The following is a 13013-nucleotide window of genomic DNA, read 5'->3' on the forward strand; positions in this document are numbered from 1 at the left end:
GCGAAGGCTGGCGGCAAAGAGCAAGCCTCGAATCTATAGTTTTTTCTTCAATTAAGACTTGCATTGCTTCGAGGTGAAGACTGAGAATCGGGCACTGAGGAAATAACACCTTTGGATTCAATGCGTTTCGATTGGCTATTTTTTAGATGAACACGATATGTTCTCCGGGAAAATAATTTTTAAAAATCTTCTTGACTCATCACCCCTTCCGAGTCCTTTCCGGGGCCTGTGGATAAGTGTGGACAATAATTTGCAAGCTTTTGAAAAAATAAGGGAAATTCGATTCTCTACTGAATGAAACATGGAGGGTTTCATTCATCAAATGCAAAATTACTAAAGAATTATGTTCTGACAATCCGTCGTTAAGTTTCTTTGTAAAAGCTCTAAAAAAGAAAACCCGGCTAACAATGAGCCGGGTTTCCAAAATCTAATCTCAATTTAGATTATATTAGGCGTTCAGAGCCTTAACGCGTGCAGCAAGGCGCGAAACCTTACGAGCAGCAGTATTCTTGTGAACGACGCCCTTTGAAGCAGCGCGCATCAGTTCTGGCTCAGCAGCCTTGAAAGCAACAGTTGCTGCTTCCTTGTTGCCGCTCAGGAGCGCATCTTCAACCTTGCGGAGGAATGTGCGAACGCGCGAACGACGCGATTTATTAATTTCGGTGCGGGCAGCGATCTTGCGCACTGCCTTCTTCGCCGAAGGAGTATTGGCCATAAATGCCTCTCTTTTTCTGTCAGCAGCCCACGGTGAATAACCGTCAGGCACAAAAACCTCTAGGGCAGCCATAATGCCTAGGGCCGCCGATCCGTGGCGGGCTTATAGATCAGCTTTGGCTTCGCGTCAACGAAGATTCTGATCTCAAGCCCTGTCAAAAGGCCGGATATGCGGCCTTCTGGCTCAAATTATGGCGTCCAAGCCAGCGAGAGTGCCTCATTTATAGCCTCTCGCACTGATCATATCAGCGATTCTTGAACGATGGCGTCCGTTTATCAATAAACGCGGACATGCCTTCCTTCTGGTCTTCAGTCGCAAAAAGCGAATGAAACAGGCGGCGTTCAAAACGCAGACCTTCATCAAGTGTTGTCTCATAAGAACGATTGACCGATTCCTTGACCATCTGCACCGAAGGCTGCGAGAAAGACGCAATACGCTCGGCAGCTTTCAGTGCTTCCTCAATCAATTCTTCCGGCGCGACCAGACGTGAGACCAGACCGCAGCGTTCAGCTTCCTGCGCATCCATCATGCGGCCTGTCAGGCACATATCCATGGCCTTAGATTTACCGACATAGCGGGTGAGGCGCTGCGAGCCACCCATGCCGGGCATAACGCCCAGTGTAATTTCCGGCTGGCCGAATTTGGCATTGGTTGCCGCGATAATGAAATCGCACATCATGGCAAGTTCACAACCACCGCCCAGCGCATAGCCGGAAACAGCTGCAATGACCGGCTTGCGGGTGCGATCAACCTTGCGCCAGTCGGCAAACATATCCTGTAAATAGGCATCGACGAAGTTGATGGGCTGCATTTCCTTAATGTCGGCACCAGCGGCAAAAGCTTTCTCTGAACCCGTGAGAACAATTGCACCAATTTTGCCATCGCTGTCGAAAGCGGCAAGCGCCTCAGTCAGTTCTTTAAGAACCGTGCTGTTTAACGCATTAAGCGCCTGTGGCCGATTAAGCCGAACAAGTCCAACGCCACCGCGTGTTTCTACAACGATCGTTTCATAAGCCATGAGAAAATCTCTCCTCCAAAACCAGTACGTATTCTGCCGTCAAGCTGGACCAGACGTTTCCATTTAACAAGGCCAGCTGATAGTTAACTTTGGCACGAAGCGCAGAAAAACGTCGAGCGACCCGACTGCACCGCACGCTCAATAGTATTTTTGCAGCCGGGTGCACGACATGGCTGCGCCTCCCGCCCATAGACAGAGAATGAGTGCTGGAAATAGCCAAGCGCACCATCGGCCTGAATATAATCTTTGAGGCTTGAGCCGCCCGCGGCAATCGCCTCGGCAATCACGGTGCGAATATCCTCCGCCAGTCGATCGAGAAGTTTTTTATCCTTAGCAATAGAGCCTGCGGCACGCATCGGTGACAGTCGCGAGCGCCACAGCGCCTCGCAGACATAGATATTGCCAAGCCCTGCAATCAGCCGCTGATCAAGCAGCGCTGCTTTGAGAGGCGTCTTGCGGCCTTCAAAGAGTGCGCCAAGCAATTCACCTGAAAGGCTATTGCCGGTTGGCTCAACGCCCAGACCTTTAAGGAAAGGATGTTCATTCAGAGCGCCATCTTCTGCAAAGAGCATGAAGCCGAACCGTCGCGGATCATTATAAATGATGCGGGCGGTTGAACCATTTGCACGCTTCAAATGAAAAACCACATGATCATGCTTGGTGAGTTTGGAGCGTTCATGATGAAAGTCGCCGGGCATTTCTTCCCCATCATCCGCCTCAATCCGAAACGAGCCGGACATGCCCAGATGACTGATCACGGACAGCCCGTCATCAAGATGCATTGTCAGATATTTCGCGCGGCGCCCCAATGCATCAATATTGCGTCCCGTGAGACGCTCGACAAATTGATTAGGAAAAGGAAAGCGTAAATCAGGCCTGTTCTGCTCGACATGTTCTATTTTTGAACCTTCCATAAAAGGCTGCAAACCACGGCGAACTGTTTCAACCTCAGGCAATTCGGGCATTTTTCATCTTTCGGGCATGACAAGAAACAAGCTGTTGCAATGATATAATGCCGGTTAGCGGCATTTGCCATCCGTTAACCCAAACCACATCGAAGTCGTGCCTGACCTATATTAACGTTTTATTTTCCTTGTTTCTTAAACTCATCACAATTGGCAGGCACTAAAAGGAAACCCAACGAGACTTCAGTTCAGGGTAAATAACATGCCGGCTTTGATGACGCGCTTCTTTAAAAACAGATCAGGTGCAGCGATGATCGAATGCACACTCATCGGTGCGCTTGCCGTTATTGCCGTTATCAGTGGCATGGCGCTGTTTGCCGGAAAGCCCGCTTCCGCTTTTGATTACAAAGCCGCGCAAATCCAGTTGACTGAACGAAACTAAGTTGTTTCACTTTATAGAGATTTGAATAGCCACCCGGTTCACGCCGGGTGGCTATTTGTTTATTGATTAAACCAGAAATTCTAATCGCCGAGGAATGTCATGAGCGTTGAAATCATTACCGCGAAATCAACCGATAGCCGCCCTGTCTGGTTCATCGGAAAGAATGCCGTCGATCAAGTGGGGCTTTCGCCGGATGCGACAGCCTGGGCCAAGGCAAATGATTTTAACGGCGAAGCCGGTCGTGTTCTTGTTCTGCCCGGTAAAGACGGCGCGATTGCCGGTGCGCTGTTTGGCACAGGCGATGCAGAACAGAGCGGGCAATCACAGCTCCTTGCCGGAAAGCTTGCACGCAGCCTTCCCGAAGGCAACTGGCATATTGAAGGCACGCCAGATCATGCAGAACTCGTAACGCTCGCCTTTCTGATGGGCGGTTATAATTTTACGCGTTACCGCAAGGGCAGCGACAAGCTCATCCGTCTGGCAGTGCCGGAAGGTGTCGATGCAGCCGAAACACAGCGCATTGCAGATGCGGTTACACTGGCGCGCGATCTGATCAATACGCCAACCAACGACATGGGACCGGATGCGCTCGAACAGGCGGCACGCGATCTTGCGGCGAAAAATGGAGCAAAAATCAGCACCGTTGAGGGCGACGCACTTCTTGAACGGAATTTCCCGATGATCCATGCGGTAGGTCGCGCAGGCAGCATTGCGCCGCGTCTTATCGATCTCACATGGGGCAAAGAGAGCGACCCAAAGATTACGCTGGTTGGTAAAGGTGTGTGCTTTGATACCGGCGGTCTCGACATCAAGCCTGCAAGCGGCATGCTAACCATGAAAAAAGATATGGGCGGAGCCGCCAATGTGTTGGGCCTTGCCTCCATCATCATGGATGTCAAACTCCCCATTCGTCTGCGCGTACTAATCCCGGCGGTTGAAAACTCGATTGCAGGCAATGCTTTCCGCCCGAGCGATGTACTGCAAAGCCGCAAGGGATTAACCGTTGAAATCGGCAATACCGATGCCGAAGGTCGTCTGGTTCTGGCTGACGCACTGGCGTTGGCAGATGAAGAAGAGCCAGAACTCATCATCGATATGGCAACGCTGACGGGTGCGGCGCGTGTAGCGCTCGGCCCTGATCTGCCGCCTTTCTATACGCATGATGATGCACTGGCAGCGAACATTGCGGAGAAAGCTATTGAGACCGCCGATCCACTGTGGCGCATGCCACTGTGGCAGCCATATGCGCAAAAACTTTCCTCACGTGTAGCGGACATTAACAATGTCACCACCGATGGCTTTGCCGGATCTGTTACTGCCGCTCTGTTTCTGAGCCGCTTTGTCGAGAAGGCAAAAAGCTGGGCGCATTTCGATATTTTCGGCTGGGTGCCGGCTGAAAAGCCAGCCTCACCGGTTGGTGGCGAAGCACAGGCTATTCGTGCGGTCTATGCGCTTCTCAAGCAAAAATATCCCGCGAAATAAAATCTCTTGCCTGCAAAGCAAAAACGACGTTGAATGATACGGGACCGAAACGATATTAAGCGTTGCGTAAAATATGCCCGTTGAATTGAAGCCTTTGCAGGCACTGACATTGTTGAGAACGCTGTCACTGGCGCAGGTTCGGGATGAAATGCCTGACCTCACAACGCGGCAGACCGCGATTCTTCTGACCATCTATCTGGAGCCGCCTCCGCATACCGTGCGGGGGCTTGCAGCCAAGCTTGATGTCACCAAGCCGGTGATTACGCGTGCGCTCGATACGATGGGAACGCTCGATCTCGTATCCCGGCATCGTGATGAAAAAGATCGCAGAAATGTGCTAGTAAAGAGAACAGTCACGGGTGCGCTCTATGTCGAAAGACTGGGTGATCTCGTGATCGCCAATGCCCGGGAGTTACCATTGTGAGCATGCTTGACCGTCGCCTCAACGCCTACCGCCCTGACCTCGCCGATGAGCGGCTGAATGGTCAGGTGGAAGCTAGTCGCTTCACCGCAGGCACAAAGATGCAAGTCTCCGATTCAGTAGTCGATCTTCGCGCCGAACCACGCCCCGACAGCGGACCGCAAACGCAGATCATCTTTGGTGACACGGTGCGCGTTTTTGAAGAGCAGGATGGCTGGTGCTGGGTGCAGGCTGAACGCGACGGCTATACTGGCTACGTCTCAGCGGCTTCACTGGCAAAGCCGGTTGGCGAGCCTACGCATATGGTCATCGTGCCACGCACATTCGTTTATCCCGGCAATGATTTGCGTTTTCCGCATACTCAGGCGCTGTCGCTCGGTTCACGAGTGCGAATCGTTGGATCGTCGGAAAAGCGCGGCACTGAATATGCTTTGCTCGAAACCGGCGAAGCGCTGATCGCAAAGCATCTCGCGCCTTTGAGCGAACATGCCAATGACTTTGTAGCGGTTGCGGAAACGCTTTTGCATACGCCTTATCTCTGGGGTGGCACATCAGGCTTTGGCATCGATTGCTCTGGCCTCGTGCAGCTTTCGATGTGGGTTTCGGGCAGATCAGTTCTGCGCGATTCGGATATGCAGGAAAACTCGCTCGGTGACATTATCGAGCCGGACGCCGATTATTCCAATCTCAAGCGCGGCGATCTCGTGTTCTGGAAAGGCCATGTCGCTATCTGCCAATCGCCCGATATGCTTCTTCATGCCAGTGGTCATACAATGACCGTAACGCTTGAACCGCTGAAGGACGCAATCAAACGCATCGCTTATCTTTACGATCTGCCGACGCTCATCAGAAGGCCATAAGCGTGAGACGATGAAGAGCAAAGGGACATTATGGATTGCAGGGCTGGTACTCAGCCTCACAGCCTTTTTCCCTTCTGCTGTCTCCTTTGAAAGAATCGCCCGCATGACCATAACTGCTGCACCAGCGAGCTTCGCCAGCGTTAACGGCATCGACATGTATTATCGCGTTATCGGTAAGGGATCGCCGATTCTGCTTATTCATGGCGGCCTATCCGACCAGCATGTCTGGGATGCGCAACTGCCGATTCTCGCGCAACATCACACAGTCATCGTTGCTGACAGTCGTGGACAGGGGCGATCGACCCGCACCACCGAACCACTCACCTATGAACTTATGGCCGACGACTATGTTGCACTGCTCGATTATCTCAAGATCGACAAGGTTGACCTTGTTGGCTGGAGCGATGGCGGCATTATCGGCCTCATCATGGCGATGCGCTATCCTGACAGGTTGAAAAGCGTATTTGCGCAGGCGGCCAATGTGTCACCGGAAGGCTCTACCGGCTATGCGCTAGCGCGAGCCGAGGGTAAGCCTGTGCCTGAGCTGCGCCATTATGAAAGCATCGATAAAGAAATCCATGCGCTTTGGGCCAATGAGCCGAATTACAGCGCGGATGATCTGTCAAAGATAAATGTGCGCACAGCAATTGTGATCGGTGATCGCGATACGGCGATTACGCGCGAGCATACCGAATTTATGGCGCATCATATTCCGGGTGCCAGCCTGATTATTTTACCCGATTCGGGCCATGGCGTTCCGGCTGAGAATCCAAGGCTTTACGCGCATGCGGTCCTGAAATTTATTGCTGGCAACGAACAGAACGATCCTGTAACCGCCAGCAAATAATTAAATACGGTTCGGCAGCACACGATCCGGCGGGCGATGGCCGTCAAAAAACGCTCTGATATTGATGATGACCTTGTCGCCCATATCGACACGACCTTCAATCGTGGCCGACCCCATATGCGGCAGCAGCACGACCTTGCCCTTTTCGGCCAGCGACAACAGGCGTGTATTGGCGGCTGGCTCATGCTCGAACACATCAAGCCCGGCACCGGCGATCTTACCCTGTTCGATCAGATCGACCAGCGCATTTTCATCAATGATCTGACCGCGCGATGTGTTGACCAGATAGGCGGTTGGCTGCATCAGCGCGATGCGCCGCGCTGAGAGCAGATGGAATGTCGCTGGTGTTGACGGACAATTGACCGAAATAATGTCCATACGGGCCAGCATCTGATCGAGACTGTCCCAATAGGTCGCTTCCAGCTCTTCCTCAACCTGTGCGTTAACCCGCTTACGGTTGTGATAATGGATCGACAGGCCAAAAGCCTTGGCGCGGCGGGCGACTGCCGTTCCGATTCGGCCCATGCCGACAATGCCGAGGCGCTTGCCCCAGATACGGCGTCCGAGCATCCATGTCGGCGACCAGCCCGGCCACTCACCATCGCGCTCGTTCAGTACATTCGCGCCTTCCACCAGACGGCGCGGCACCATCAGCAGAAGTGCCAGCGTCATATCGGCGGTGTCTTCGGTCAGCACATTGGCCGTGTTGGTGACGGTGATGCCGCGCTTTGCAGCGGCTGCAACATCGATATTATCAACACCATTACCAAAATTTGCGATTAGCTTGAGATTGGGACCAGCCTGCTCAATGGCTGCCGCATCAATCACATCGGTGATGCAGGGCACCAGAACATCGGCTTCTTTCATCGCAGCGATAATTTCGGGCTGCGACATGCGATGGTCATCTATATTCAGGCGTGTGTCGAACAGTTCCCGCATTCGGGTTTCCACCGGGTCGGGCAGTTTCCGGGTCAGTACCACCAGTGGTTTTTTCTTGTTCGACATCTCCACCCCATTTTTTGAGCAAAGCCAGCGGTAAAAGGCTTACGGATTTCTCAGGAAACCTGCCCTGCCGTTTCACACGTTGAGACCTCCTTAACCAAGAAGGTGCAATATGCGATTTTGCTTCAGTTGCTCATCTCTAGCAAGGTGGCGCTGCAAAGACAAAGAAAAACAGAACCGCGAGAGCGGCATCAAATGCGGGCAACCGCGCAATTTATTCATTCCGCAGTTTCAGACGCCCCTCCCCTAGTCCTGAAATTGCCCCACATGACAGGACAGCGAGAGGTCAGAATTGTACCGGGTACTTTCGCAACGCTTTTTTATCGCAACGCTTTGCAGCATTGCTCTGCTGCTGGTTGGTGCGCCATTGCTGGCATCGCACAAGCACGGCGCCAATGCGCAGGAGCAATCCGCCACACCTCTGGGTGCAAGCGGCCTGCCTGTCCCTCGCTTTGTCAGTCTCAAGCCAGCGCGCGTTAATCTGCGCATAGGTCCGGGACGCGACTATGCGGTGTCATGGCTGTTTATGAAAGCCGGACTGCCAGTCGAAATCATTCAGGAATATGATAACTGGCGCCGTATCCGCGATGCTGACGGCACAGAAGGCTGGGTCTACCAGTCGTTGCTATCGGGCAAGCGGACCGCAATCACCGCGCCATGGCTTAAAAACGATCAGGGCGCGATGATTACCATGCGCCGCGATCCGAGCGAAACTTCGGGCCTGTCAGCCGAAGTTGAACCAAATGTCGTCGGCACCGCACGCGAATGCAATGGCCAGTGGTGCCGGATGGATATTCAGGGCACACGCGGCTGGATTAGACAGTCTGACCTCTGGGGCGTTTATCCGGACGAGGTCTTTGATTAAAGAATACAAAAAAGCGGCTCGAAAGCCGCTTTTTCTATCGAACCTTACCAGGCCGGAATGACCGAGCCCTTGAATGTATCAGCGATAAACTGCTTCACTTCCGGGCTGTGATAGCTGCTGACCAGCGTCTTCACCCAATCAGCATCCTTGTCTTCGGTACGCACAACGAGCACATTAACATAAGGTGCCTTTTCGCCTTCGCGGATTAATGCGCCTGCTGCCGGATCAAGACCTGCTTCCAGCGCATAATTAGTATTGATGACCGCAGCGTCGACATCTTCAAGCGAGCGCGGCAATTGCGCAGCATCCAGTTCCACAAATTTCAGCTTCTTTGGGTTTTCCGTTACGTCAATCGACGTGACCTTCAGGCCCTTTGACGCATCGAGCTTAATCAAACCGTTGTCTGCCAGCACCAGAAGTGCACGACCACCATTGGTCGGATCATTCGGGATCGCGATGGTTGCACCATCTGCCAGTTCCGAGATGTTTTTCAGCTTGCTTGAATAGAGGCCCATCGGGAAGTTGACCGTTGGCGCTACCGTTTCAATCGGAAATCCGCGATCTGCAACCTGATTATCGAGATATGGCTGATGCTGGAAGGAATTGGCTTCAAGCGCTTTGTCAGCCAGCGCCATGTTGGGAATCACATAATCAGAAAATTCCTGAATATCGATTTCCATTCCTTTAGTCGCAGCGACTTCCTTAACCTTTTCCATGATCTGCGCATGCGGTCCGGGCGTTACACCAATGCGAATTTTCTCAGCAAAAGCACTTGCGGTTGAGAACAGGGCAAAAGCGGTAGCAGCAATGATCAGCTTGCGCATGGGCGTCTCCAGTCAAATTGTTATCGGCGCATTCATGCGGATTGGGAGGTCCAAGATGAGATGCGCCAGTTAAAAGGAATGCTTTGGGTGAATCACTTTAGGCTAAGATGCGCAACAAAAAAGCGGCCCCAAAAGGCCGCCTTCTTAGAAACTTTTACCAAATAACTTATCGCGTTTTACGACGAAGGCGGACGATAATGTCCACATTGACGATTTCCATGCCTTCTGGTGCGATGGGCATATTGGAAACCGTTGGCTGGCCGCGCTCACCATGCGGAATATCGAACACAACATTTTCACCTTCGAGGAAGAAGTGCTGGTGATCGGAGATATTGGTGTCGAAATAGGTTTTCGAACCTTCAACCGCGATGATGCGCAGCATACCGGCTTCGGTAAACTGGTGCAGTGTGTTGTAAACAGTTGCAAGCGATACTGGCACATTCGCGAGGACTGCTTCTTCATGAAGGTCTTCAGCGGAAAGATGGCGATCACCCTGAGCATAGATCAGGCTGGCAAGCGAAACACGCTGGCGCGTCGGGCGCAAACCCGCGCCGCGAAGGCGCTCTTCCATTGAAACCATCGAGTGGCTGGCATGATAATTCTGCATATTCACCCTTGGATCCGTCACAAGCTTGTAGCAATTTCGTCAAAGATTAAACGGGCTGTTGCCCATTGCCTACTGACATTGATATATGCCGTTGCGAATTAAGTATCAATAGGCTTGGTAATTCCGCCTTTTTTTGGAAAACCTCGCTCACTATTTTACTGATGGAAACACTCTATGATAGAGGTGTTCCCGAATTGATGAAACGCGATCGTTCCTGAAACACAGGAGCCATCACAAGAATAACCCTCAAGGGAGGCGTAATGGCAGAACAGAAATCGAGCTACGGGTATGAAGAGCTCCTCAGCTGCGCACGTGGCGAGTTGTTCGGTCCCGGTAATGCACAGCTCCCCCTGCCGCCAATGCTGATGGTGCACCGCATCACCGAAATTTCCGAAACCGGCGGAGAGTTCGACAAGGGCTATATCCGTGCTGAATACGATGTCAGCCCCGATGACTGGTATTTCCCATGCCATTTTCAGGGCAATCCAATCATGCCGGGCTGCCTTGGCCTCGACGGCATGTGGCAGCTGACGGGCTTCTTTCTCGGCTGGCTCGGCGAGCCGGGTCGCGGTATGGCGCTTTCGACCGGCGAAGTGAAGTTCAAGGGCATGGTTCGCCCGCACACAAAGCTTCTGCAATACGGAATCGACTTCAAGCGCGTCATGCGTGGTCGCCTTGTTCTTGGCACAGCCGATGGCTGGCTCAAGGCTGATGGCGAGACCATCTATAAGGCGAGCGACCTGCGCGTCGGCCTGTCCAAAGACAGCGACGGCGCTTAATTCATACAACATTCACGGGCGCGGACGCAGAAAATGACGAGTTTTCATGCGGCCGCGCTCAAAATATGCGAAGATCGCACCTATGTAACCGGGAACAAGGGTCAACTCATACGGGTTGATCACACGGAACAGGTGTAAAGGAGAACGCGATGCGGCGTGTGGTCGTAACGGGTATGGGGATTGTATCCTCGATTGGAAACAACACTGAAGAGGTTACGACCTCTTTGCGTGAAGCCAGATCCGGCATTTCCCGTGCTGAAGAATATGGCGAGCTTGGTTTCCGTTGCCAGGTTCACGGCATTCCAAAGATCGATGTCGAGGCGCTCGTAGATCGCCGCGCCATGCGTTTTCATGGTCGTGGTACTGCATGGAATCATGTCGCCATGGATCAGGCAATTGCCGATGCAGGTCTTTCGGAGGAGGAAGTCTCCAACGATCGTACCGGCATCATCATGGGTTCGGGCGGTCCTTCGACACGCACCATTGTCGATTCTGCCGACATCACCCGTGAAAAAGGCCCAAAGCGCGTCGGACCTTTTGCCGTGCCAAAAGCCATGAGCTCAACAGCTTCGGCAACGCTTGCAACGTTCTTCAAGATCAAGGGCGTCAATTATTCGATCTCGTCCGCTTGTGCGACATCGAACCATTGTATCGGCAATGCCTATGAAATGATCCAGTATGGCAAGCAGGACCGCGTTTTCGCTGGTGGCTGTGAAGACCTCGACTGGACGCTTTCAGTGCTGTTCGACGCCATGGGTGCTATGTCGTCGAAATATAACGACACACCTTCGACGGCTTCGCGCGCTTACGACAAAAACCGCGACGGTTTTGTTATTGCCGGTGGTGCAGGCGTTCTCGTGCTGGAAGACCTCGAAACCGCGCTTGCTCGTGGTGCCAAGATTTACGGCGAAATCGTCGGCTATGGTGCAACATCGGATGGTTACGACATGGTCGCTCCATCGGGTGAAGGCGCGATCCGTTGCATGAAAATGGCGCTCTCGACCGTCAAGGGCAAGATTGATTACATCAACCCGCATGCAACCTCGACCCCTGCTGGCGACGCTCCTGAAATCGAAGCGATCCGTCAGGTATTTGGTTCAGGCGATGCCTGCCCGCCGATTGCGGCAACCAAGTCGCTGACTGGCCACTCTTTGGGTGCCACAGGCGTTCAGGAAGCTATCTACTCGCTTTTGATGATGCAGAATAACTTCATCTGCGAAAGCGCTCATATCGAAGAACTGGATCCTGCCTTCGCGGACATGCCTATCGTTCGCAAGCGCATCGACAATGCTCAGCTCAATACAGTGCTTTCCAATTCCTTTGGATTTGGCGGCACCAATGCAACGCTGGTGTTCCAGCGCTATCAGAGCTGATGGAGAGGGACAATATGCAAGGTTTGATGCAAGGCAAACGCGGCCTCATTATGGGGGTCGCGAATAACCACTCACTCGCCTGGGGAATTTCTAAGCAACTCGCAGCACAGGGTGCCGAACTCGCTTTCACCTATCAGGGCGATGCACTTGGCAAACGTGTTAAACCGCTGGCCGAACAGGTTGGCTCGGATATGGTGCTGCCTTGCGATGTTGAAGACATTGCTTCGGTTGATGCCGTTTTCGCTGAAATCGAGAAGAAATGGGGAAAGCTCGATTTCATCGTTCACGCCATCGGTTTCTCGGACAAGACTGAGCTGAAGGGACGTTACGCAGACGTCACCACACGCGACAATTTCAGCCGCACCATGGTGATCTCTGCCTATTCCTTCACGGAAATGGCGCAGCGCGCAGAAAAGCTCATGAAGGACGGCGGCTCGATCCTGACGCTAACCTATGGCGGCTCGACACGCACAATCCCGAACTACAATGTCATGGGCGTGGCGAAAGCTGCTCTTGAAGCCATGGTTCGCTATCTCGCTGCCGATTACGGCCCGCAGGGTATCCGCGTCAATGCGATCTCGGCTGGCCCTGTACGCACGCTGGCTGGTGCCGGCATTGGCGATGCACGCGCAATCTTCAGCTATCAGCGCCGTAATTCGCCTCTGCGCCGCACTGTCGACATTGATGATGTTGGCAAATCGGCTCTTTACCTGCTGTCAGATCTTTCGAGCGGTGTAACCGGCGAAATCCATTATGTGGATTCGGGCTACAACATCCTTTCGATGCCAACGCTGGAAGAACTGAAAAGTTCGGCTGACACGCGCGGCGAATAAGTCTCATAAGCTTGATAAAAAAAGCCGCCTTTCGAGGCGG

Annotated in this window: 15 protein-coding genes; 9 read left to right on the plus strand and 6 right to left on the minus strand. The window is 52.9% G+C overall.

All coding sequences use genetic code 11. The features are described 5' to 3' along the window. Positions 1-448: 448 nt before the first annotated feature. The 3 genes from rpsT to mutM all read right to left on the minus strand — a co-directional run bounded on the left by rpsT (position 449) and on the right by mutM (position 2698). Positions 449-715: a 30S ribosomal protein S20 gene (gene rpsT / locus ACOZHT_RS04945; RefSeq protein ID WP_187543721.1), complete on the minus strand. Its 267-nt coding sequence runs from the start codon at positions 713-715 to the stop codon at positions 449-451. A gap of 244 nt (positions 716-959) precedes the next feature. Then, on the minus strand, positions 960-1733 hold the full coding sequence (locus ACOZHT_RS04950) for an enoyl-CoA hydratase (RefSeq protein WP_339509192.1): 774 nt from the start codon (positions 1731-1733) through the stop codon (positions 960-962). An 83-nt stretch (positions 1734-1816) separates the two neighbouring features. Next, positions 1817-2698, minus strand: coding sequence for a bifunctional DNA-formamidopyrimidine glycosylase/DNA-(apurinic or apyrimidinic site) lyase (mutM, locus tag ACOZHT_RS04955; RefSeq protein WP_339509191.1), 882 nt, complete (start codon positions 2696-2698; stop codon positions 1817-1819). A gap of 202 nt (positions 2699-2900) precedes the next feature. On the opposite strand from mutM, the gene ACOZHT_RS04960 reads away from it, so the two are divergent. The 5 genes from ACOZHT_RS04960 to ACOZHT_RS04980 all read left to right on the plus strand — a co-directional run bounded on the left by ACOZHT_RS04960 (position 2901) and on the right by ACOZHT_RS04980 (position 6690). Continuing rightward, complete coding sequence (locus tag ACOZHT_RS04960; protein ID WP_339509190.1) at positions 2901-3080, plus strand: Flp family type IVb pilin; 180 nt, start codon at positions 2901-2903, stop codon at positions 3078-3080. 99 nt (positions 3081-3179) lie between these two features. Then, on the plus strand, positions 3180-4562 hold the full coding sequence (locus ACOZHT_RS04965) for a leucyl aminopeptidase family protein (protein WP_339509189.1): 1383 nt from the start codon (positions 3180-3182) through the stop codon (positions 4560-4562). Positions 4563-4635: 73 nt separating this feature from the next. Beyond that, positions 4636-4986: a MarR family winged helix-turn-helix transcriptional regulator gene (locus ACOZHT_RS04970; protein WP_313827534.1), complete on the plus strand. Its 351-nt coding sequence runs from the start codon at positions 4636-4638 to the stop codon at positions 4984-4986. A gap of 2 nt (positions 4987-4988) precedes the next feature. After that, a complete protein-coding gene (locus ACOZHT_RS04975) occupies positions 4989-5843 on the plus strand; it encodes an NlpC/P60 family protein (protein ID WP_339509511.1) in 855 nt (284 codons plus the stop codon). 10 nt (positions 5844-5853) lie between these two features. Continuing rightward, positions 5854-6690 carry an alpha/beta hydrolase gene (locus tag ACOZHT_RS04980; RefSeq protein WP_339509188.1) on the plus strand — a complete coding sequence of 279 codons (837 nt, stop codon included), beginning with the start codon at positions 5854-5856 and terminating at the stop codon, positions 6688-6690. Here ACOZHT_RS04980 and ACOZHT_RS04985 read toward each other — a convergent pair whose 3' ends face one another. Then, positions 6691-7695 carry a D-glycerate dehydrogenase gene (locus ACOZHT_RS04985; protein ID WP_339509187.1) on the minus strand — a complete coding sequence of 335 codons (1005 nt, stop codon included), beginning with the start codon at positions 7693-7695 and terminating at the stop codon, positions 6691-6693. Between the two features lie 289 nt (positions 7696-7984). Between ACOZHT_RS04985 and ACOZHT_RS04990 the strand changes: the two genes are divergently transcribed. Then, positions 7985-8557, plus strand: a complete 573-nt coding sequence (locus ACOZHT_RS04990) for an SH3 domain-containing protein (RefSeq protein ID WP_339509186.1) — start codon at positions 7985-7987, stop codon at positions 8555-8557. 44 nt (positions 8558-8601) lie between these two features. Here ACOZHT_RS04990 and ACOZHT_RS04995 read toward each other — a convergent pair whose 3' ends face one another. Beyond that, positions 8602-9381, minus strand: a complete 780-nt coding sequence (locus ACOZHT_RS04995; RefSeq protein WP_339509185.1) for a MetQ/NlpA family ABC transporter substrate-binding protein — start codon at positions 9379-9381, stop codon at positions 8602-8604. Positions 9382-9547: 166 nt separating this feature from the next. Further along, a complete protein-coding gene (gene irrA / locus ACOZHT_RS05000; RefSeq protein WP_339509510.1) occupies positions 9548-9988 on the minus strand; it encodes an iron response transcriptional regulator IrrA in 441 nt (146 codons plus the stop codon). Positions 9989-10248: 260 nt separating this feature from the next. On the opposite strand from irrA, the gene fabA reads away from it, so the two are divergent. From fabA to fabI, 3 genes are all read left to right on the plus strand, one after another. After that, positions 10249-10767, plus strand: coding sequence for a 3-hydroxyacyl-[acyl-carrier-protein] dehydratase FabA (gene fabA, locus ACOZHT_RS05005; RefSeq protein WP_339509184.1), 519 nt, complete (start codon positions 10249-10251; stop codon positions 10765-10767). Between the two features lie 149 nt (positions 10768-10916). After that, on the plus strand, positions 10917-12140 hold the full coding sequence (gene fabB, locus ACOZHT_RS05010; protein WP_339509183.1) for a beta-ketoacyl-ACP synthase I: 1224 nt from the start codon (positions 10917-10919) through the stop codon (positions 12138-12140). A gap of 14 nt (positions 12141-12154) precedes the next feature. After that, positions 12155-12973 (plus strand): enoyl-ACP reductase FabI, encoded by an 819-nt coding sequence (gene fabI / locus ACOZHT_RS05015; RefSeq protein WP_339509182.1) that lies wholly within the window; start codon positions 12155-12157, stop codon positions 12971-12973. Positions 12974-13013: the final 40 nt, after the last annotated feature.

The sequence above is a fragment of the Ochrobactrum sp. EDr1-4 genome (assembly GCF_049199085.1).
In the GTDB taxonomy this organism is placed as follows: domain Bacteria; phylum Pseudomonadota; class Alphaproteobacteria; order Rhizobiales; family Rhizobiaceae; genus Brucella.